The sequence below is a fragment of the Anaerostipes faecis genome (assembly GCF_910574135.1).
Taxonomy (GTDB): domain Bacteria; phylum Bacillota; class Clostridia; order Lachnospirales; family Lachnospiraceae; genus Anaerostipes; species Anaerostipes hominis.
On sequence record NZ_CAJSYK010000014.1, the window covers coordinates 53,584 to 74,761 of the forward strand.

The 21,178-nt window shown below is 44.7% G+C and carries 25 protein-coding genes; 21 read left to right on the forward strand and 4 right to left on the reverse strand.

Annotated elements, in window-relative coordinates:
• Window positions 1-13 precede the first annotated feature (13 nt).
• The 6 genes from QGT46_RS10690 to QGT46_RS10715 all read left to right on the forward strand — a co-directional run bounded on the left by QGT46_RS10690 (window position 14) and on the right by QGT46_RS10715 (window position 3,691).
• Entirely contained in the window at window positions 14-202 is a 189-nt protein-coding gene (locus QGT46_RS10690; protein WP_006568789.1) for a PspC domain-containing protein, read from the forward strand.
• Between the two features lie 102 nt (window positions 203-304).
• Window positions 305-1,822, forward strand: coding sequence for a sodium/proline symporter PutP (gene putP / locus QGT46_RS10695; RefSeq protein WP_024728128.1), 1,518 nt, complete (start codon window positions 305-307; stop codon window positions 1,820-1,822).
• Window positions 1,823-1,889: 67 nt separating this feature from the next.
• Window positions 1,890-2,405: a ferritin gene (locus QGT46_RS10700; RefSeq protein ID WP_148458841.1), complete on the forward strand. Its 516-nt coding sequence runs from the start codon at window positions 1,890-1,892 to the stop codon at window positions 2,403-2,405.
• 153 nt (window positions 2,406-2,558) lie between these two features.
• Window positions 2,559-2,825, forward strand: a complete 267-nt coding sequence (locus tag QGT46_RS10705) for a spore coat associated protein CotJA (RefSeq protein WP_301590771.1) — start codon at window positions 2,559-2,561, stop codon at window positions 2,823-2,825.
• Window positions 2,822-3,082, forward strand: a complete 261-nt coding sequence (locus tag QGT46_RS10710) for a spore coat protein CotJB (RefSeq protein ID WP_006568793.1) — start codon at window positions 2,822-2,824, stop codon at window positions 3,080-3,082. The genes QGT46_RS10705 and QGT46_RS10710 overlap by 4 nt, the downstream gene beginning before the upstream one ends.
• 3 nt (window positions 3,083-3,085) lie before the next feature.
• Window positions 3,086-3,691: a manganese catalase family protein gene (locus QGT46_RS10715; RefSeq protein ID WP_024728125.1), complete on the forward strand. Its 606-nt coding sequence runs from the start codon at window positions 3,086-3,088 to the stop codon at window positions 3,689-3,691.
• Window positions 3,692-3,711: 20 nt separating this feature from the next.
• Here the strand turns inward: QGT46_RS10715 and QGT46_RS10720 are convergent, their stop codons facing one another.
• Complete coding sequence (locus QGT46_RS10720; RefSeq protein WP_024728124.1) at window positions 3,712-4,164, reverse strand: metal-dependent transcriptional regulator; 453 nt, start codon at window positions 4,162-4,164, stop codon at window positions 3,712-3,714.
• Window positions 4,165-4,277: 113 nt separating this feature from the next.
• Between QGT46_RS10720 and QGT46_RS10725 the strand changes: the two genes are divergently transcribed.
• The 5 genes from QGT46_RS10725 to QGT46_RS10745 all read left to right on the forward strand — a co-directional run bounded on the left by QGT46_RS10725 (window position 4,278) and on the right by QGT46_RS10745 (window position 10,000).
• The gene (locus QGT46_RS10725) at window positions 4,278-4,511 is read left to right on the forward strand and encodes a FeoA family protein (protein ID WP_024728123.1); all 234 of its coding nucleotides are present in this window, start codon (window positions 4,278-4,280) and stop codon (window positions 4,509-4,511) included.
• A 19-nt stretch (window positions 4,512-4,530) separates the two neighbouring features.
• Window positions 4,531-6,678, forward strand: a complete 2,148-nt coding sequence (gene feoB, locus QGT46_RS10730; protein WP_148458840.1) for a ferrous iron transport protein B — start codon at window positions 4,531-4,533, stop codon at window positions 6,676-6,678.
• Window positions 6,679-6,878: 200 nt separating this feature from the next.
• On the forward strand, window positions 6,879-7,013 hold the full coding sequence (locus QGT46_RS10735) for a hypothetical protein (RefSeq protein WP_268876101.1): 135 nt from the start codon (window positions 6,879-6,881) through the stop codon (window positions 7,011-7,013).
• 115 nt (window positions 7,014-7,128) lie between these two features.
• Window positions 7,129-8,490: a Trk system potassium transporter TrkA gene (trkA, locus tag QGT46_RS10740; protein ID WP_034549644.1), complete on the forward strand. Its 1,362-nt coding sequence runs from the start codon at window positions 7,129-7,131 to the stop codon at window positions 8,488-8,490.
• A gap of 22 nt (window positions 8,491-8,512) precedes the next feature.
• The gene (locus tag QGT46_RS10745; RefSeq protein ID WP_148458839.1) at window positions 8,513-10,000 is read left to right on the forward strand and encodes a TrkH family potassium uptake protein; all 1,488 of its coding nucleotides are present in this window, start codon (window positions 8,513-8,515) and stop codon (window positions 9,998-10,000) included.
• On the opposite strand, the gene QGT46_RS10750 is transcribed toward QGT46_RS10745, so the two are convergent.
• The gene (locus QGT46_RS10750; protein ID WP_148458838.1) at window positions 9,957-10,667 is read right to left on the reverse strand and encodes a lysoplasmalogenase family protein; all 711 of its coding nucleotides are present in this window, start codon (window positions 10,665-10,667) and stop codon (window positions 9,957-9,959) included. The genes QGT46_RS10745 and QGT46_RS10750 overlap by 44 nt on opposite strands.
• Before the next feature lie 90 nt (window positions 10,668-10,757).
• On the opposite strand from QGT46_RS10750, the gene QGT46_RS10755 reads away from it, so the two are divergent.
• The 5 genes from QGT46_RS10755 to QGT46_RS10775 all read left to right on the forward strand — a co-directional run bounded on the left by QGT46_RS10755 (window position 10,758) and on the right by QGT46_RS10775 (window position 15,229).
• The gene (locus tag QGT46_RS10755) at window positions 10,758-11,234 is read left to right on the forward strand and encodes a 3-isopropylmalate dehydratase small subunit (RefSeq protein ID WP_024728119.1); all 477 of its coding nucleotides are present in this window, start codon (window positions 10,758-10,760) and stop codon (window positions 11,232-11,234) included.
• A 3-nt stretch (window positions 11,235-11,237) separates the two neighbouring features.
• The gene (locus QGT46_RS10760) at window positions 11,238-12,479 is read left to right on the forward strand and encodes a 3-isopropylmalate dehydratase large subunit (protein WP_024728118.1); all 1,242 of its coding nucleotides are present in this window, start codon (window positions 11,238-11,240) and stop codon (window positions 12,477-12,479) included.
• A 12-nt stretch (window positions 12,480-12,491) separates the two neighbouring features.
• Window positions 12,492-12,983, forward strand: a complete 492-nt coding sequence (locus QGT46_RS10765) for a 3-isopropylmalate dehydratase (protein WP_148458837.1) — start codon at window positions 12,492-12,494, stop codon at window positions 12,981-12,983.
• Window positions 12,984-12,985: 2 nt separating this feature from the next.
• Window positions 12,986-14,230 (forward strand): 3-isopropylmalate dehydratase large subunit, encoded by a 1,245-nt coding sequence (locus QGT46_RS10770; protein ID WP_148458836.1) that lies wholly within the window; start codon window positions 12,986-12,988, stop codon window positions 14,228-14,230.
• A 465-nt stretch (window positions 14,231-14,695) separates the two neighbouring features.
• Window positions 14,696-15,229 carry a hypothetical protein gene (locus QGT46_RS10775; protein ID WP_148458835.1) on the forward strand — a complete coding sequence of 178 codons (534 nt, stop codon included), beginning with the start codon at window positions 14,696-14,698 and terminating at the stop codon, window positions 15,227-15,229.
• Between the two features lie 531 nt (window positions 15,230-15,760).
• Here QGT46_RS10775 and QGT46_RS10780 read toward each other — a convergent pair.
• Both QGT46_RS10780 and QGT46_RS16990 read right to left on the reverse strand, forming a co-directional pair.
• Window positions 15,761-16,318, reverse strand: coding sequence for a chromate transporter (locus QGT46_RS10780; RefSeq protein WP_024728113.1), 558 nt, complete (start codon window positions 16,316-16,318; stop codon window positions 15,761-15,763).
• 187 nt (window positions 16,319-16,505) lie between these two features.
• Complete coding sequence (locus tag QGT46_RS16990) at window positions 16,506-16,805, reverse strand: chromate transporter (protein ID WP_330655814.1); 300 nt, start codon at window positions 16,803-16,805, stop codon at window positions 16,506-16,508.
• 106 nt (window positions 16,806-16,911) lie between these two features.
• Between QGT46_RS16990 and QGT46_RS10790 the strand changes: the two genes are divergently transcribed.
• From QGT46_RS10790 to QGT46_RS10810, 5 genes are read left to right on the forward strand one after another with little or no spacing between them, the layout of a single operon-like run.
• Window positions 16,912-17,805, forward strand: a complete 894-nt coding sequence (locus tag QGT46_RS10790; RefSeq protein WP_148458834.1) for a LysR family transcriptional regulator — start codon at window positions 16,912-16,914, stop codon at window positions 17,803-17,805.
• Between the two features lie 38 nt (window positions 17,806-17,843).
• Window positions 17,844-19,010: a cation diffusion facilitator family transporter gene (locus QGT46_RS10795; protein WP_148458833.1), complete on the forward strand. Its 1,167-nt coding sequence runs from the start codon at window positions 17,844-17,846 to the stop codon at window positions 19,008-19,010.
• 10 nt (window positions 19,011-19,020) lie between these two features.
• Window positions 19,021-20,409, forward strand: a complete 1,389-nt coding sequence (locus QGT46_RS10800; RefSeq protein ID WP_148458832.1) for an MATE family efflux transporter — start codon at window positions 19,021-19,023, stop codon at window positions 20,407-20,409.
• Entirely contained in the window at window positions 20,409-20,777 is a 369-nt protein-coding gene (locus QGT46_RS10805; RefSeq protein WP_024728108.1) for a nucleotidyltransferase domain-containing protein, read from the forward strand. Before QGT46_RS10800 ends, QGT46_RS10805 begins: the two co-directional genes overlap by 1 nt.
• Window positions 20,774-21,175: a HEPN domain-containing protein gene (locus tag QGT46_RS10810; RefSeq protein WP_024728107.1), complete on the forward strand. Its 402-nt coding sequence runs from the start codon at window positions 20,774-20,776 to the stop codon at window positions 21,173-21,175. Before QGT46_RS10805 ends, QGT46_RS10810 begins: the two co-directional genes overlap by 4 nt.
• The last annotated feature ends 3 nt before the right edge of the window (window positions 21,176-21,178 follow it).

The window sequence follows — 21,178 nt, forward strand, 5'->3', positions numbered from 1 at the left end:
GGAGGAGATTTTCATGAGCAGTAAACGATTATATAAATCAAGAGAGGACAAAATGGTCTGCGGCGTATGCGGAGGAATCGCAGAATATTTCGATGTGGACCCGACCTTGGTACGATTGGGCGCCGTACTGTTGGGCTGTTCAGGAACCGGAATATTGGTTTACATCGTGGCGGCAGTCATCATACCCGAGAGAAGGTATTAAAAATAGTAATTGCATCTGTTGTCAAAGCTATGATATAATATTATCCGAAAAAGACCAAGTCAAAAGGCTTGGTCTTATATTTTGACAAAGAGGAGAAATCATATGAAAACACCAATTTTGATCGCCATGATTGCCTACATGGCAATGGTTGTGTACATCGGAGTGATTTACAGCAAGAAGAATAAGACTTCTGAAGACTATTTTCTGGGAGGAAGAGGACTCGGTCCCTGGGTTACGGCAATGAGCGCCGAGGCTTCCGACATGAGCAGCTGGCTGTTGATGGGGCTTCCGGGACTGGCTTATGCATCCGGCTTCAGCCAGGCGGGATGGACTGCCATCGGCCTGATTTTAGGAACCTATTTAAACTGGAAGATCGTTGCAAAACGTCTCCGCCGCTATACGGAAGTTTCCAACAACTCTATCACGGTTCCCGACTTTTTCAGCAACCGTTTCAAAGATGAGAAGAAGATTTTAATGTTTGTCTCATCCATCATGATCCTGATCTGTTTTACGGTATATACAGCATCCGGATTTGCGGCCTGCGGAACTCTGTTTAATTCAGTATTCGGGCTCAATTACCAGGCAAGCATGATCGCCTGCGCGGCAGTTATTGTCATCTATACATCGATCGGCGGATTCCTTGCCGCCAGTACCACAGACCTGATCCAGGGGCTTTTAATGTCCTTTGCGATCGTCACAGTCCTGATCGTGGGAGTCGCGGCTGTGGGAGGCGTCGGAAATGTTGTGGAACACGGCAAGGCTATGGAAGGATTCTTTGATGTCATGAAATATCATGATCCGGCCACCGGACATGCCGTATCCCAGGGTGTAATTCCCATCCTTTCAGGACTTGCATGGGGACTTGGATACTTCGGCGTACCGCATATCCTGGTACGTTTTATGGCCATCAAGAATGTAAATGAGATCAAGAAATCCAGAAGGATTGCTATGGTATGGGTGATGATCTCACTGACTGTGGCTGTGTGCATCGGATTTACCGGAGCGGCTCTTTATCCGAACGTAGCGGAGCTTGCAGGCAGCGGAAACCAGAGGATTTTTATCTATATGACGATGCACCTGTTTAAAGGAATTATTCCTTTGCTTTTTGCAGGTATTATTTTGTCAGGAATTCTGGCAGCAACCATGAGTACATCAGATTCCCAGCTATTGATCGCTTCTTCCTGTGTCGCGAAGAATATGTATCAGGGATTCTTTAAGAGAAAAGCTTCCGAGAAAAAAATTCTTATCATTTCCAGGGCTACCACAGTTGTCATCGCGGCCATCGGAGTTATCATTGCACTGGATGAAAACAGCTCCGTATTTAAGCTGGTGGAAAATGCATGGGCAGGATTTGGCGGAGCGTTTGGTCCGTTGATCTTATTTGCACTGTTCTGGAAACGCACCAATTTAAAAGGAGCAGTTGCAGGTATGGTCAGCGGCGGTGTCATCGCCCTTGTTTGGCCGTATACGTTTGCAAAGCTTGGCGGGATTTTTGAAATTTACTGCCTGCTGCCTGCATTTATCGTGTCTTCTCTGATGATCATCGTTGTCAGCCTTTTGACAGAAGAACCGACCAAAGAAATGCAGGAAGAATTTGAAGAAGCAAGAAAGCCTCTTTAAAGTTTGAAAATAATGCGTTATGATATGGATATGGTAAGTTTTACATAAAGAAAGGGGAAAAAGCAGTATGTTAAATGAAAAAGTAGCACAATTGATGAACGATCAGATCAATAAGGAGTTTTATTCTTCCTATCTGTATTTAGATATGTCCAATTACTATGTGGACAAAAATCTGGACGGATTTGCCAACTGGTTTAAGATTCAGGCACAGGAAGAAAGAGATCATGCCATTTTATTTATGGAATATCTTCAGGCAAACAGCTGCAAAGTAACACTGGAGGCAGTCGCAAAACCGGATAAGAGCTTTGAAGAACCGGTGGACCCGCTCAAAGCAGCATTGGAGCATGAGCAGTATGTTACTTCTCTGATCAACAATATTTATGATGCGGCATATCAGTGCAAGGACTTCAGGAGTATGCAGTTCCTGGACTGGTTTGTGAAAGAACAGATGGAAGAGGAGAATAATACCGATTCCCTCGTACAAAAATTTGAAATGTTTGGGACTGACCCGAAAGGCTTATATATGCTGGATGCAGAGCTTCAGGCAAGAGTCTATGCCGCTCCATCACTGACTGTTTTATAAATTTCATAAAATTTTCCGGGATTGCCTTTTTGTTAGGCAATCCTTTTTTTGGCGTTCATGACTCTGATTCCATAATATAAATAAAAGCTGATCTGCACATTCTATGGATGTTCACATAAACTGATATTAACAGAAATGAAAGGAGATATTTCGTTGGAAAAATACAATCAGCATAGATGCTCATGCGGACAGCCGGCACCATATGAGATGGAACGTACCTGCGGGTACAATTCAAAAATGAAAAGAAATGGTAATTACGGTCACCGCCACGACGGCGTGGATTCCATGGCACTCGCAATGGCATATGTGCCGTGGCAGCATTGGGATCAGATCTATTGCCCTGAAGAGGGATTGGCATGCGGTACCATTTTCCCGGAACTTAAAAAACCATTTTATGGGAAAGCGGGGTGCAGACGATGAATAAATATGATCAGGAAAAATTATTGAGATATATTGATGCAGTCAGCTTTGCCTTGATTGATACGACACTGTACCTGGATACCCATCCGGATGACCAGGAGGCAATCAGTCACTTTAATCAGTACCAGTGTGCCAGAAATAAGGCTGTTAAAGAGTATTCCCAATACTTTGAGCCATTAACAATTGATTCTGCAGAGATTACTGACACTTTCACCTGGGCAACCACGAAATGGCCTTGGCAGAAGGAGGGATGTTAGCCTATGTGGAATTATGAAAAACGTTTGGAATATAAAGTCAACATCAGAAAATGTGATCCAATGCTTGCGAAAGTGATCATCACTCAATACGGCGGACCGAACGGTGAACTGGGCGCTTCTATGCGCTATCTGTCACAGAGATTTGCGATGCCCTATAAAGAAGTATGCGGCGTGCTTACAGATGTGGGAACAGAAGAACTTGCCCATCTGGAGATGGTTTGTTCCATTGTTCATCAGCTCACACGTGACCTTACGCCCGAGCAAATACAGGCAGCCGGGTTTGACCAGTATTATGTAGATCACACAACCGGTATCTGGCCACAGGCAGCCAGCGGAGAACCATTTACCGCAGATTTCTTCCAGTCTGTGGGAGACCCAATTACAGACTTGACAGAAGATTTGGCTGCTGAGCAGAAAGCAAGAACAACGTATGACAACCTGCTCCGTCTGATTAAAGATCCGGATGTCAGAGATCCGATTGCTTTCCTCAGAGAGAGAGAAATTGTCCACTTCCAGCGGTTTGGTGAAGCTCTGAGGAGAGTTCAGGATCATCTTGATTCTAAAAACTTCTACGCTTTCAACCCCGCTTTCGACTGCAAAACCAAATAATTACGCAGTTTTTTCTCGTTTTAATCGGCAGGACCTTTGTTCTGCCGTTTTTCTTTTTCGTGAATTTTTAAGAAATTCTCTATATTATAAATGGTCTTTTCATTTATAAAGTGTTCTATTTTTTCTACCTGTTCCAGTTCATCTTCGCTTTCATTGATCATGCACAGGAACCGGTTCAGGATATCATGCCGGAATAAAAGATAATCCCCGGCTTTTCTGCCTTTGTCGGTGAGCCGGATATATCCGTATTTTTCAGATAACAGATATCCCAGGTCCTTTAAATTTTTTACCATCTTTGATGCAGAGGAAGGCTTGACATGGAGCATGTGGGCCAGCTGGTTTACCCTGACGACTTCTTCTGTCAGGAGCAGGCGGCAGATCATTTCCAGATAGTCTTCCATAGAGGCCGTCATATTGTGGGCCTCTCCGTTCTGATACCCTTTCAGTGTATAAAATCCTTCTTTTTTTTCCATGAGCCGCTTCCTTTTCATAAAAATATTGTAACGCCTTATTTTGTCCCTCAATATAATAGCATTGAGAAATAAAGTTTCCCTATCCTAATGGATATTAAGGAGTGAATCGTTTTATGAGTCAGAATTGCAGTTTAAATGAATTAAATCCGGGTGAAATCGCGGTGGTAAAAGAACTTAAGATCAGGGGGAGCATCCGCAGGAGGCTTCTGGACATTGGACTGGTGAAGGACACTAAGGTAGAGTGCGTCGGGAAGAGCCCGGCAGGAGACCCGGCGGCCTTTTTGATCAGGGGTGCGGTGATCGCGATACGGTCTGAAGATATGAAAGATATTGTAGTAAGGATTTAAAACAGGAGGACATAATGCGATGGGACTGACCAGTCATTCCACCGGAATGAAATCCGTAGATTCGGGGCTGAACGTAAAAAAACAGAATCCAAAGGACAAAATTGTTGCCATAGCGGGGAATCCCAATGTGGGGAAAAGCACGGTGTTCAACAATTTGACGGGAATGAGACAGCACACAGGGAACTGGCCGGGAAAGACAGTGGCAAATGCACAGGGGTACTGCAAAACAGAGAAGAATTCCTATGTCATGATCGATATACCCGGCACCTACTCTCTGATGGCACATTCCGCGGAAGAGGAAGTTGCCAGAGATTTTATTTGTTTTGAAGAACCGGATGCGGTCATCGTTGTATGTGATGCCTGCTGTCTGGAGAGAAACCTAAACCTGGTACTCCAGACTATGGAGATCACAGACCGGGTCGTAGTCTGTATCAACCTGATGGATGAGGCGGGAAAGAAGGGAATCTCGATCGATGTCCGGGCGATCTCAGACAAATTGGGGGTTCCGGTGGTGGCAGCGGCTGCCAGAAGCGGAGAGGGCCTTGCGGAACTGATGAATGCCGTCGATGCCGTTGCCGACGGCAGATGGGATCAAAAGCCTGTAAAACCATCGTATGATTCTTGTTTAGAGGAAGCACTGAAAAATCTCAAGCCGGTGGTGGACCAAAAGGTATCGGGTAGGTTTCCGGGCCGCTGGTCTGCACTTATGCTTCTGGAGTCAGATCCTTTTCTGCTTCTGGAGATAGAACAGCGGCTGGGCACCGAGCTAAGAGAAGATCCGGATATGAAACAGGCTGTTAAAAAAGCAGAACAGATTCTTTCAGAAGACGGAACAGAGGATCTGGAAGACAGGATTGTCTCAGGGCTGGTAAAAACAGCTCAGGACATTTGTGCCGATACAGTCCTGTTCGGGACAAAAGATTATATAAAAAGGGACCGGAGGCTGGATGATATTCTGACCAGCAGGAAAACCGGATATCCGGTGATGATCGGACTTTTGGCCATGGTGCTGTGGGTTACGATCGTTGGAGCCAACTACCCTTCAGAACTGCTGTCAAAGGCTCTGTTTTGGGCGGAAGACCGCCTTGCCGGGCTGTTTCTTAATGCGGGACTGCCTGCATGGCTTTGCAGTATGCTGTTCTCAGGAGTTTACCGGGTTTTAGCCTGGGTCGTATCCGTCATGCTGCCGCCCATGGCAATCTTTTTTCCTCTTTTTACACTTCTGGAGGACGCAGGATATCTTCCGAGAGTCGCATATAATCTGGACCGGTCCTTTAAAAGATGCTGTACATGCGGAAAACAGGCACTTACTATGTGTATGGGCTTTGGATGCAATGCCGCAGGGATCGTTGGGTGCCGTATCATTGATTCGCCCAGGGAAAGGCTCATAGCGATCCTCACAAACTCATTCGTACCGTGCAATGGCAGATTTCCGACGCTGATCCTTATGATCACCCTGTTTTTTGTAGGGACAGGAGACGGACTGCCCGCCTCCATCGGCTCGGCGGTGCTGCTGACGCTGTTGATTCTGCTGGGGGTATTTATGACCCTTGCAGTTTCAAGACTGTTGTCAAAAACGGTACTCAAAGGAATGCCGGCATCTTTTACGCTGGAACTTCCGCCGTTTCGGAGGCCTCAGATCGGGAAAGTCATCGTAAGATCTATTTTTGACCGGACTTTATTTGTCCTGGGCCGTGCGGCGGCAGTGGCTGCACCGGCAGGACTGCTGATCTGGATTCTGGCCAATATTTCAATAGGGGAAACAACCTTGCTTTGCGGATTTACGGAGCTGCTGGACCCGTTCGCGAGAATGATCGGACTGGACGGAGTGATCCTGGCTGCGTTTATCCTCGGGTTTCCAGCCAATGAAATTGTCGTGCCGGTGATGATCATGGCATATTTGTCTCAGGGGATAATTACAGAACCCGGAAGTGTGGAGACGATCCGTCAGCTTCTGATACATAACGGCTGGACACAGACGACGGCCCTGTGTATGATGCTGTTTTCTCTGATGCACTGGCCGTGTTCCACGACTCTCCTCACCATTAAAAAGGAAACAGGAAGTCTCAAGTGGACGTTTGCTGCTTTTCTGCTCCCCACCGCAGCCGGCTGTCTGTGCTGCTTTTTCGTAAAGAATATGACTCAGCTTGTTCATTATATTTTATAATAAATATAACCAGGCCTTAAAATAGCTTTTCTGAGCTGGATTTAATCTGATCATGACAGAAGTCTGGGGATTTGCGGGATGGGTTGTATGGTGTCTGGGTTCTATGATTCGCATAGCAGCTGCACCATACAGCTTTTTCCGATTTTTTGATTACTTGATTGCCGGAGCTTTTGTTTTGGTTTATGGAGGAGGAAGACTTGATGTTGGTTGTGAATCCACACATCGAAATGCTTTCTGTTAATGGGGTCAAGCCCTCTAAAGAGACCATTCGAAATGGTACTTATCCTTTGAATGTCTATACTTATGCAGTGACACTGAAAAGCAATAAGAAATAGAAACTAACAAATATTTGGTTTTCATGGCATTTCTTTATTGCTTCCCTGGTGAATTCTTGTTACGATACTGTTATCTTAGCGAAAAAGAAAGAAGTATGGGAAAGATGAGGGGAATATGAACATCATTATCGTAGGCTGCGGAAAAGTCGGCCGTTCTTTGGTAGAACAGTTAAGCAGCGAGAATCATGATATATCCATTGTAGATCCAAAGGCATACGTCGTCCAGTCAATGGTAGATATGTATGATGTATTTGGAATTGTGGGAAACGGGGCAAGCTATAATGTTTTAACGGAAGTCGGAGTGGAAGAGGCCGATCTTTTGATTGCGGTGACGAATTCGGATGAATTAAACCTGCTGTGCTGCCTGATCGCTAAAAAAGCCGGAAAATGTGCCACCATCGCAAGAGTCAGCAATCCGGTTTATTTTGATGAGATCAATTTTATCAAAGAAGAGATGGGGATTTCCATGATCATTAATCCGGAGCTCGCAGCCGCTTCCGAGATGTCCAGAATTTTAAGGATTCCCACGGCCATGGAGATCAACTCCTTCGCAAAAGGAAAAGTAGAACTGTTAAAATTTGTTCTGAGAAAGAGTTCCATTCTAAATGGAATGAAGATGAAAGAAATAGGCGAGAGAATGCGCGGTGAGGTTCTCGTCTGTGCAGTGGAACGGCAGAAGGATGTTTTCATTCCTTCCGGGGATTTTGTTTTACAGGAAAACGACAGGATTTCGATTGTGGCTTCCCCGAGGAGTGCCAGCAAGTTTTTTCAGAAAATCGGTGTCCAGATGAACCCTGTCAGGAACGTCATGATCGTAGGAGGCAGCAAAACAGCGTATTATCTTTCTAAGAAGCTGCTCAGAATAGGGATATCGGTAAAGATCATAGACAAGGACTTTGACCGGTGTGAGGAACTGAGCGTACTGCTTCCCAAAGCGGTCATTATCCACGGAAACGGAAGTGACCAGGAAGTCCTGCTGGAAGAGGGGCTCCTGGAGACAGATGCCTTTGTGGCACTGACAAATTTTGACGAGGAGAACGTGTTTTTATCTCTCTTTGTAAAAGGGCAGACACCCGCAAAGCTGATCACAAAGGTGAAACGTGTCAGCTATAATCATATTATCGACGGTCTTGACCTGGGAAGTCTTATATATCCGGAATATATCACGGCTCAGTATATCGTTCAGTATGTCAGGGCAAAACAGAATTCTATCGGGAGCAATATAGAGAATCTGTATAAGATTGTGGACGGAAAGGCAGAGGCCCTGGAGTTTCATATTGAAGAACATGCACCGGTCATCGGTATTCCGCTCCAGATACTGCCGCTGAGGGACCAGATCCTGATCTGCAGTATTAACCGGAACGGAACGGTGAAGATTCCAACAGGACAGGATATGATCCAGGTGGGAGACACCGTGATTGTTGTGACCACGAAGACAGGCCTGCACGACATCAGTGATATACTGAAAAAAGAATAGAGATGATTGGAGAAAAAAGAAAATGAATTACGCTGTTATCCGATATATATTAGGATTGGTCATCCTGTTTGAGGGTGCCTTTCTGTCACTGCCGTGCATTGTAGCCATGATTTACAGGGAAGCCAGAGGCATCCCTTTCTTTGCAGTCATGCTCCTCTGTTTCGTTGTCGGATTTTTACTGAGCCATAAGAAACCCAAAAATATGCAGTACTATGCCAAAGAGGGATTTGCGGCCGTTGCATTGAGCTGGATTCTGCTGAGTTTTTTCGGGTGTCTTCCTTTTGTATTTAACGGAGACATCCCATCCTTTACAAATGCAATGTTTGAGATGATTTCAGGATTTACCACCACGGGAGCCAGTATTTTGTCCGATATCGAAGTGCTGGCAAAGTGTAGTCTGTTTTGGAGAAGCTTCAGCCACTGGATCGGGGGTATGGGTGTTCTTGTATTTATCCTGGCAATCCTTCCGATGGGAGGAGGACAAAATCTGCACCTGATGAAAGCGGAGAGTCCGGGCCCGTCCGTAGGAAAGCTGGTGCCGAAGGTAAGGCAGACCGCCAAGATCCTCTATGGAATCTACTGTTTTATGACGCTGATAGAGATCGTTTTGCTCATGTTTGGAGGACTTCCTCTGTTTGATTCCATGCTGCTTTCTTTCGGAAGTGCCGGTACCGGAGGCTTTTCTATTCTTAACTCCGGATTGGCCGACTATTCTCCCTATATTCAATATACGGTGACAGTCTTTATGATTTTGTTCGGTGTAAATTTCAATGTATATTATTTTATTCTGATCCGAAAGTTTAAAGACGCATGGAAGTTTGAAGAACTGAAATACTATCTGTTTGTCATTGCGGCTGCTGTCATATGTATTACCTACAATATCAGGGACCTGTTTCCAACCCTGGAATCTTCATTCCGCCATGCCTTCTTTCAGGTAGGCTCCATTATTACGACTACCGGTTATTCCTCCGTAGATTTTAATGTCTGGCCGGAATTTTCCAAGGTGATTCTGGTAATGCTGATGTTTATCGGAGCCTGTGCCGGAAGCACCGGGGGAGGGATTAAAGTGTCCAGAGTGATTCTGATGCTGAAGACGGTAAAAAAAGAGATGTATTTTTACATACACCCCAGAAGTATCCGGAAAATAAAATTTAATCAGCATGTAGTCGAGCATGAGGTGATACGTTCCATCAATATTTTTCTGATCACCTATATGATGATTCTGGCATTTTCTACACTGCTGATCGCTTTGGATGGATTTGACCTGATCACAGATTTTACTGCGGTCGTGGCGACTCTGAACAATATCGGACCGGGGCTTGAGCTGGTGGGACCAACCAGCAATTTTGGTATGTTTTCTGATTTTTCCAAAGTGGTCCTGATGTTTGATATGCTGGCAGGAAGGCTTGAGCTGTTCCCGATGCTGGTCCTCATAAGTCCGATTACATGGAGAGATACCAAGGTGTTTAAGAAGATTCCGAAGTACAGGAAGGATAGTCCTGGAGTATAGAAAGTGTAATCAGAACCTGGGATGGCAGGTAAAAGAACCACATTCCGTTTTGTGCAAAGGATAAAACCGGTTCCGGTACAGAAAAGGGAGCTGCGGGGGAAAGATTGAAAAGTCCTACGCAGATATCACAGCAGAGAAATAAAATGAGTCCTGCACTAAACAATCTGTGTTGAAGATTTATACGGCGTACGGCAAGGCTTTCTGCCGCATTGAAGAGTAACTGGGTGAAGTAGAAGACTCCGGCCGCCGTGAGAAGATTCCATGTTTGGAGAATTCCTAAAAACACAAACATACATCCTGTGAGAAGAAAACGAACGGGCAGAAACGGAAGAAAGGCAAAGCCTCCGGCCCGGAGGAGACGGCAGTAATACAGCATCTGGACTCCGCAGAAACACAGGACACCGGCCGGATAATTTGCGTCAAGGACCAGGAGAAATACATCGGCAGCGGCGGTCAGTCCGAGGGCGGATATTACCAGTATGCGGTCCTTAGTTTTGCCATACATTAAACCGAAGAAGAAGCACAGCAGGATGGAGCAGTATTTCAGAATGGTGCTTAAAAGGCCTGAGGAAGATGTGAGATCCAGCACTAAGAAGGAAACATAAAGAATACATTCTGTTAAAACGAAAAGAAGTACAGCGGACCCTGCGGGGTCTGTTTTTTTCATTTTGCACCTTCCTTTCTGAAAACGCCATGGATTTTTTGCCTGTTTTATAGTATTCTTATTAAAATGAGAATTTATACAAGGAGGTTGATTATGAGTCGAGTATTTAAGTTCCACAATGATGTGGATACGGACCAGATTATAGCATCCCAGTATTTGTTGCTGCCGAATATTGAGGAAATGAAAGTATATGCCTTTGAATCTATCGATCCGGATTTTTCAAAGAAGGTGCAGGAAGGCGACATCGTTGTTGCCGGGGAGAATTTTGGATGCGGCTCCTCCAGAGAGCAGGCGCCGAGTGTGTTAAAGGCCCTGGGGGTAAAAGCCATCGTTGCCAAATCCTTTGCCAGGATATTTTACCGCAACGCCATCAATATCGGACTTCCGGTCGTTGTAAGCGGGGAACTCTATGACAAAGTAGAGCAGCTTGACGAGATCGAACTGGATCTGTCTGAAGGCGTGATCAAGACGAAAGATGAGACGTTGCCCTGCACAAAACTGCCGCCTTATATGCAGAATATTTTGGATCACGGCGGATTAATTAATTTTCTGAATGAAGGCGAGGTGTAGATTATGGGAATGACAATCGGAGAAAAGATTATCGCGAGGGCGGCAAAGGTGCCGGAAGTGAAAGCGGGAGAAATCCATACAGTGGAGCTTGACCGCCTGATGAGCAATGACGGGACGACACATTTGACGATCGATATGTATCACAATGATTTAAAACATCCAAAGATTGCAGATAAAGACAAACTGGTCTTCATTATTGACCACAATATCCCGGCGGAGAATCCAAAAACTGCGGAGGCCCACAGGAAAATGAGGAACTTCGCCAGGGAACATGACATCGCCTTTTATGAAGGAAAGGGAGTCTGCCACCAGATCATGGTGGAGGATTATGTATGTCCGGGAGAGCTGATCATGGGAGCCGATTCCCATACTTGTACATACGGTGCGCTTGGCGCCTTCGGAACAGGGATCGGATGCACGGACTTTTTATACGGCATGGTCACAGGGACCTCCTGGGTCATGGTACCTGAGACGATCCGCTTTGAGCTGACCGGAAAATTAAGAGAAGGCGTATATGCCAGAGATCTGATCCTTTCAATCATCGGCATGGTAGGAGCCAATGGATGTAACTATAAGATCATGGAATTTGCAGGAGAAGGGGCACACAACTTAAGTATTAATGAGCGTCTGGTATTGTGTAACCTTGCGGTGGAGGCAGGAGCTAAAACCGGAATCGTGGAGCCTGACGAAAAGGTTGTGGAATATGTAGAGTCCAGGGGCCGTAAGGCAGAAAACCTGTTTGTGAGCGATGAGGACGCCCGTTTTGAAAAGGTATACCATATTAATCTGGATGAGATAGAGCCGGTGGTTGCGAGACCGCATTTGATTGATGATGTGGTGCCGGTGGAAGAAGCCGGAGACGTTAAAATAGACGAGGCATTCTTAGGTTCCTGCAACAACGGACGGATCGATGAGCTGCGTCTGGCGGCTGAGATACTGAAAGGAAAGAAGGTTCATGAGGACGTCAGATTTCTGATCGCACCTGCTTCCAATGAAGTTTATATGCAGGCGTTGGACGAAGGACTGATCGACATCTTCATGGAAGCCGGGGCCATGGTCATGAACAGCAACTGCAGTGTGTGCTGGGGAAGCTGTCAGGGTGTGATCGGTGAAGGGGAAGTTTTGATCTCCACCGGTACTAGAAATTTCAAAGGACGTGCGGGACATCCGGATTCTTATGTCTATCTGGGATCTGCGGCGACCGTCACAGCGTCTGCCATCGCAGGGAAAATCGTGAAAAGATAAAGGAGTTTACATATGGAAAAGTTTACTGGAAAAGTATGGGTGCTGGGCGACGATATCGATACGGATATCATCATTCCTACAGAGTATCTGGCGCTTCCGACCGTGGAAGACATGAAGCAGTACGGATTTTCTCCGCTGCGTCCGGAACTGGCATCTCAGATAAAGGAAGGCGATATCATCGTGGCCGGAAAAAACTTTGGCTGCGGCTCCTCCAGAGAGCAGGCGCCGGAGATCATCAAGGCCCTGAAAATAAAATGTGTCATTGCCAAATCTTTTGCCCGCATTTTCTTCCGGAACTCTATCAACAATGGACTTCTGCTCATCGAAAATGACCAGATCCAGGAGAAAGTGAAAGAAGGGGATACTCTTGATGTAACGCTGGGCGAGTCTGTTGTGCATGACGGCAGGGAGTATCCGATCCAGCCGCTGCCTCAGAATCTGATGGACATTATTGAAGCCGGAGGACTGGTGGAAGCAATGAAGAAAAGGAATGGGGTGGAATAGACATGGGAAATACAATTATCGAAAAGATTATTAAAAGAAATACAGGGGCCCCGACAGTCTCCCCGGGACAGATCGTGACAGTCAATGTGGACCGCGTGATGATCCATGATATTTTTATCCCGTTTGTGGCAGAAAAGTTTGAGGAGATGGGATTTACAAAGCTGTGGGATTCGGACAGGGTGGTTTTGATTTATGATCATCTGGTTCCGGCCAGTGCGGTGGAAGATATCCGGCATTTTAAGATTGGTGATGCGTTTGTAAAGAAATACGGACTGAAAAACATTCACAGAAGCGATGGGATCTGCCATCAGCTCATGACAGAGTGCGGGTATGCCAAACCAGGAGACATTGTATTCGGAACTGACTCTCATACGACCACTTACGGATGCGTTGGCTGCTTTTCGTCAGGCATCGGGTACACGGAGATGGCTTCAATCTTAGGGACCGGAGAGATGTGGGTCAGAGTACCGGAAACGATCAAGGTTGTCATCGACGGTCAACTTCCGGACAATGTATCTTCGAAAGATATTATCCTCAGACTGATCGGAGACCTCGGGGCCGACGGGGCTACTTACAAGGCTCTGGAGTTTTCCGGGAGCACAGTGGAAGAGATGAGTGTGGCTTCCAGGATGACAATTTCCAATATGGCCATCGAGGCTGGGGCAAAGGCGGCTTTGTTTGCGCCGGATGAGAAGACAGCAGAGTATTCTGAAGTAGAGTTTTCCGATGTGGATTGGATTTACGGAGATGAGGATGCCGAGTATTGCAGGACGGTTGTCTATAAGGCAGAGGAGCTGGTTCCAGTGGTCGCATGTCCGTCTCAGGTGGATAAGATCAAACCAGTATCTGAGGTTGGGGGTACAGAACTTGACCAGGTATTCATCGGTTCCTGTACCAACGGAAGATTGGAAGATTTGAAAGCAGCGGCAGAAATCCTCGATGGGAAAAAGGTTGCTGATTTTGTGAAGCTGATCGTGACCCCTGCCAGCAGGAAAATTTATATGGAGGCATCTAAAGCCGGCTATCTGAAAATTCTTGCTGAGGCAGGAGCCATTATCACCCAGCCGGGATGCGGGCTTTGCTGTGGAAGAGCCGGGGGAATCCTCACCGACGGGGAGAAGATTCTAGCCACCAATAACAGAAACTTTCTTGGAAGAATGGGAACATCGAAGGTTGAGATTTATCTCGGGTCACCGAAGACGGCTGCGGCATCTGCTGTGGCTGGGAAGATTGTGGCGGCTGAGTAGAAAGCTCATTTAATATTAAAATAAAAGTTAAAACTTGTTCGAAATACGTTATGAAAGAAGTATTTCGAGCAAGTTTTTTCTTTCATAGGAAAGTTCTACGACCTTCCCTATGAAATAAAAACGCTCCGCGGGTTGTGCACAGATGCGTAAGGAAATTATTTGCCTGCGGCAAATTGCATCTGGCACGCAAAGTTGTCAAGCCCCTCAAAGAGTGAGGGGTTGGGGCGTTGAAGTGGGCTTGCCCACTTTGTTCTTGTTTAAAAACGAATTATAAAAATAGTTATTGACAAATAATTCTACATAGTATAATATAACAATATAGATAGTGAATAACAAAAATTTGATAAGGTGGAAGATATGAGGAAAATCAACTGTTTATTTTTAAGTTTGGTAATGATTTTTACAATTTAAGGGCATGTTTATGCATCGCCCAATGCTAGTACGACAAACGAAAATGACAAAACATTGGCAGTAATAACAAATCTAGAATCAGGAGAGAAAACTGTAGTTATTCCAAAAAGAATTTGTTCAACAACTTTACAACAGAAATCAAAACAAGGGGAGATAGAAAAGAGTTATGAGGTGGTAATTGAGATACCTAACACAGAGGCTACTACTTTAGCAAGTGATAGTATTAGTAAAACTGCAACCAAAAAAGAGGTTAAAATTACAGGAAAATTTAACTATACAACCCAATATCTGGATAAAGTAAAGGTGTCTAGCTGTTCAGGATCATGGAAACCCAAACTGCAGGGAGTATATGTAACAAATCGTGAAGTAGTTCTTCATGGCGGAGATGGACAACATATGAAAAAAAGACCTAGTAAAAATTCTTTTAGTTATAATACTAAATGGGGATATAAGCCTTATGTACCTCAATCCAGTTTATCAGGAACAGGCATGATTATGAACGCAGTAGGCAGAGTTGGTGGAATGAATTCAAAAGCTCAGATTGAATTAAAAATTAGTGGGAGCGATATTTTAGACAATCTAAAGTAATCCATAAGAGGAGAACAAATTTTGAACAAAAAACTAAATAAAATTTCAGCTATATTATGTGGTTTGTTTCTTCCGGTGCTGCTAACTTTGGCTATTCCTTTCCTTAAGATATTGTTTTTGAGCCAACATTATTATACCGGATATCTGGATGGAGATGCTATATATTATCTCGTAAAAGATTTTGTGACCAATGGAATATGGGCTATTGGAGTGCTTATTTATATTTTGTGGGTTATCAGGGATAAAACGAAGCTAACCATTATTTCAAATATCTTTATCATAATCTGTGCATTGTGTGGATGCTATATTGTATTGATCAGAAGTAGCTTGCTGTATTTTGCAAAATACATAGACACTAGTACTTATACATTAGAATCAATTTTAATTATAATAGCATGTAGTTTACTGATCCGTAAGATTTACTTGTATTTAAGACATTCATAGAGAGATTCAACAATGATATTATAACTCCTGCAAAGACAGAAGGAATACAAAATCCTGTCTTTACAGGAGCTTTTTTGTATAAAAAGATCAATAGATAAGCAACCCAACAATTCCCGTAAACACAATTACAAATACAGGAGGCTTTTTAAACTTTCTCAGTAGAAGCACAGCGGTCCCGAATAAAATGGCCGCAGGAAGCTGAAAAGATGAAAGGACGACATGCTCATCCGTACCAAACAGGGTAAGCAGCAAGATGGAAAAAGCAGCGGAAAGTACAAGCCCTGAGGAAGATGCCTTCAGACCGTCCAGTACAGCGGACATATAGGATGAATCACTTTTCTTCTGGAAAAACCGGTATAGAAGGATGGAGATGGTAAATCCGGAGATCACACATCCTACGGTTGCCACCACTGCGCCGGGGATTCCGGCTACGCGGATACCCACGAAGGAGGAAGTGTTGACTGCAATAGGACCGGGCGTCATCTGTGAGATCGTAATGATATCGGTAAAATCCTGACTGGTAAGCCAATGCTTTGCCAGTACGACCTGTTCTTTGATCATCGGGAGGATCGCATAGCCTCCGCCGATGCTGAACAGGCCGATTTTAAAGAATGTACTGAACAAACGGACCAGATTTAAGAGCATGTCTGACACCTCCTTTTTTTATGGAGCCATACTTTAAACAGGCAAAGCACAGAACATAAGATTAAAATCAGCATGGCATTGATGTGGAAGACGAGGTTGGATAAAAAAGCAGCAGGAACCATGAGGGTAAGAAAAAGAGACTTCTTTTTCAGAATCATGCGGCACATATCTGTGATATAGTCAACGATCAGTGCCGCCGCTCCTGCCTGCATGCCAAGGAGAACGGCGGATACGATGTGACTGCTCCTTTTAATCTGGCTATCCTGTATCCTGTGAGAGCCGAAAGATTAATCGCGATGGCTCCAGGAGAAGACTGGGCAATCGCTGCGATATCAAAAAGCTCCTTCTCGGATAAAACATGACGGTTTGTCACAAAATGTTTTTTTAACATGGGAACGACCACATAGCCGCCGCCAAAAGTAAAAGCACTGACAATCAAATTGACACGGAACAGCCAGGCATATTGTTTTAGTATATCTTTATTCATAACGGATTTCCCCTTTTTTTAACAGTATACGTTTTTTCGAAACATAAAGAAAATTATATTATTTTATATATAACATGTTAAAATAGTAATGATAGGAGGGAAAGCCATGACGATAAGGCGTTTATATATTTTTAAAACAGTATGCGAGGAAGGAAGTGTCACCGGAGCTGCGAAGAAGCTCTATATGACCCAGCCGGCAGTATCACATGTGATCCATGAACTGGAAGAAGAACTTGGCACTGTGCTGTTTGACCGTATATCAAAGAAAGTATTTTTGAACCAGACGGGCAAATTATTATTAAAAAAGACAGTCCGCATCCTGGAGCTTTATGAGGATCTGGAAAAAGGAGTGTATGACTTGGAGAACCATGCTGTACTCCGTGTAGGGGCCAGCATAACCATATCAAGCTTCTGGCTGCCCGGGGCTATGAAACGATTTCAGGATACATATCCCGGAACGCCGGTCAGTGTTCAGGTATGCAAGGCTTCGGATGTCCTTTCCATGCTCCACAATAATGAGATCGATCTGGCGCTGATCGAGGGCGCTGTCTCAGACAGTACGCTGGACAGCACGGTCTTTTCTTCGTTTCGTCTGTTTGCTTTTTGTTCTCCGGACCATCCATGGGCAAACGTTAAGGATATTGAACTTGAAAGACTTCTGGAACAGCCGCTTCTGCTTCGTGAAAAGGGAAGTGCGACCAGGGACGTGTTGGACAGCGTACTTCTTTTACATGATCTGAGGGCCGAGCCTTTTTGGACCAGTGTAAACTCTCAGGTATTGATTCGTGCGGCAGAGGAAGGGCTCGGAATCACCGTGCTGCCGGAACGCCTTGCGGCAGAGGAAGTCTCAAAAGGAAAATTAAAGAAAATAGAAATCAGGGGCATAGAACTCAAGAATGAGAATCATATCGTTGTCCATAAGGATAAATACCGGACAGGGCCCATGAAAGAATTGATCAATATTTTGCTTGAGGGAAATGAAAATATAAGTGATTTGTGATACAATGGAAAATATTTGACACAAGGGGATGAAAAATTATGACAGAATTATTGATATCGGCATTTATTAAGAATAAGGATGATTTAAAAAACCATAAAGTCCGTCAGGCCTATGGCACAATGGGAGGAGCAGTGGGTATATTCTGCAATATATTTCTCTTTGCAGGGAAACTGACTGCGGGGATTCTCACAGGGGCCATTTCCATCACCGCAGATGCCTTCAATAACCTTTCTGACGCGGCATCTTCCATCATCACACTGGTTGGTTTCCGCATGGCAGGGCGTCCGGCGGACAAGAATCACCCGTTCGGACATGGAAGAATCGAATATATTTCAGGACTCCTGGTTTCTTTGGCTATACTGTTAATGGGATTTGAATTATTAAAATCTTCTGTTAATAAAATCTTCAGCCCGGAAGACATTATGTTCCGTCCGGTGTCGATAGGGATTCTTATTGCATCCATTCTGGTGAAATTCTGGATGTCAGCTTTCAATAAAAAGGTCGGAAATCTGATCGACTCAGAGGCCATGAAGGCTACAGCCACAGACAGTTTAAGCGACTGTATCGCTACAACGGCAGTTCTGGGCGGGATGCTGATTTTCAGGTTTGCCGGGATCAACGTGGACGGATATGTAGGTATTTTAGTGGCCGGATTTGTTATGTGGGCCGGATTCGGAGCGGCAAAGGATACTCTCTCGCCTCTGCTTGGAACCGCTCCCGATGTGGAACTGGTGGAGAACATACAAAATGAGGTTTTAAATAATGAGCTGATCGTAGGGGTGCATGATATCATCGTACATGACTACGGCCCGGGCCGGCGGATGATCTCACTTCACGCCGAGGTGCCGTACAATGTTGATATTTTGGAGGCACATGACGTGATTGACAACATTGAATATCATCTGATGCATAAGTTTAACTGTGACGCCACCATTCATATGGATCCGGTTGTCACGGATGATGAGGAGACAAACGAGGCAAGAATTATGGTGGAAAAGATCGTAAAAGAATGCGGAACCGAACTGTCTATCCATGATTTCAGAATGGTAGAGGGAAAAACGCACAACAACTTGATCTTTGACCTGGTGGTGCCCTATGAATGTGACCAGGAAGTGGGGGATATTACGACTTATATCAGAAAGGAGATCAGAAGGCACCGGGAAAATTACTTTGCAGTGATCAAAGTGGACCGGAGTTATATCTGAACAATGAAAGATGAAGGAACAGCTGACCAATGACATGAGTGTAGGAAATCCCGCAAAGAAGTTATTTTTCTTTGCGGTTCCCATTGTGCTGGGCAATTTATTTCAGCAGCTTTATAATATTATTGATTCTATGGTAGTGGGAAGATTCGTCGGTGCACAGGCACTTGCCGCCGTCGGAGCATCGACGGCCATTGTTTTTTTATTTGTAGCAGTTGCGACCGGTTCCAGCATCGGTTATTCTGTTGTCATTTCTCAGCTGTTCGGGGCAAAGGATCAGGACCGGATGATGACGGCGATCTATACGGCCTTAATTTCCACATTTGTGTTGGGGCTGATTTTAATGATTATCGGTGTGGCCGGTACAGGAGGAATCCTCGTATTGATGAGGACACCGGCGGATATTTACCGGGATGCCGCCAATTATCTGAGAATCTATATGTTCGGCCTTGTGTTTTTATTTATGTATAATACTTTAAATGCGGTTTATAATGCACTTGGCGCGTCAAAAATTCCTCTTTATTTTCTGGCAGGCTCTTCAATTTTGAATATTGTGCTGGATTTGTATTTTGTGATCCGGCTTCAGATGGGAGTGACCGGGGTTGCATGGGCAACTCTGATCGCACAGGGGCTGGCGGCAGTCATTTCGTTTATCAATCTGCTGTTCCGTCTTAAGAAGATAGAGACAGAAAAAAAGCCGGTTTTATTTGACCGAAAGATCCTTGTCCAGATGGGACGGATTGCAGTACCGTCTATGGTGCAGCAGTCTATCGTCTCGTTCGGCATGGTGTTTGTACAAAGTCTTGTCAACAGTTTCGGATCTGTGGTGCTTGCAGGATATACGGCGGCTACGAAGATTGACTCGATTGCGATCATGCCCATGGTAAATGTGGGGAATGCAGTGTCTACGTTTACGGCGCAGAATATCGGGGCGAAAAAACCGGAACGGATCAGAGAAGGGCTGAGAGCGGGAAGGCTCATGGCAGCAGGCATCGCGGCTGTCATTACGGGAATTCTGTTTTTTAAGGGGGATGTGCTGGTTGCCCAGTTTGTGGATGAGACGTCCAATGCCGGAGTCATTGCCATAGGTGTGGATTATTTAAGGGTCGTATCTGTGTTTTATGCACTGATGGGACTTATGAATGTGGTAAATGCGGTTCTCCGTGGATCAGGAGATGTGGGTGTATTTATGGCGGGCACCCTCTGCAATTTCGGATGCAGGGTAGTATTTGCTTATATCCTGGCTCATTTTCTGGGAGCGTCCGGAATCTGGTGGTCTATCCCGATTGGATGGGCTGCGGCATTTACGATCGGAACCTTGAGATATCGAAGCGGTAAGTGGAAGGAAAAAGAGATTGTGGAGCGGGAGAAAGATTGTAAAGAGACGGGGGAAAGTATATAATGATGACAAAGATAAAGATTTACCGGGAAAATTATGAGCATTTGCCCAAGCGTTTTGTTGATAAAATTGAATCGGATCTTGACTATTTGATAAAAGCTGATATTCCCGGTTTAAAAGGAGTGTACTTATTCGGCAGCTGTGCGCGGGGAAATATCCGAAATGGCAGTGATATAGACCTGCTTATATTTACAGAACAAAAATTGGAAGACAGGGCATTGGCGGCGGATATCAGATGGACCTTAGATGATGAGATATCCGGTATATCCACGGATGTAGTCTATACCAACGAGGAGTCCATAAAGGAAAATACTATTTTTAAGAGAATATTGAACAGAGATAAAAAGTTAATACTGGAGGTGATGAAATGATTAAAAATAACTACCTGGACATTGCAAAAAATGACTTGGAGTATCTTGAATCTATCCTCGCTGTGGGGAGTACTTTCTATAATCAGCTTGCAGTACAGTGTCAGCAGGTAACAGAGAAATTTCTGAAAGGCTACCTGGAATTGTGCTTTTTAGATGAAGATGTTTCGGACTTATTAAGAAAGCATAATATGAAAAAGATTGCAGTCAGAATGAATCAGTGGAAGCCGGATTTAAAGCTGGATACAGTGGGTCTGGCCTATTTGACAGATTTTTATTATGATGCCAGATATCCCGGCGACGATTTTTATACAGTGACGAAAGAAGAATTTGATAAATGTAAGAAAATTATGTACGATACTATTTCAAAACTGAAAGAGATTCCAATTAAAAATTTTTAAATG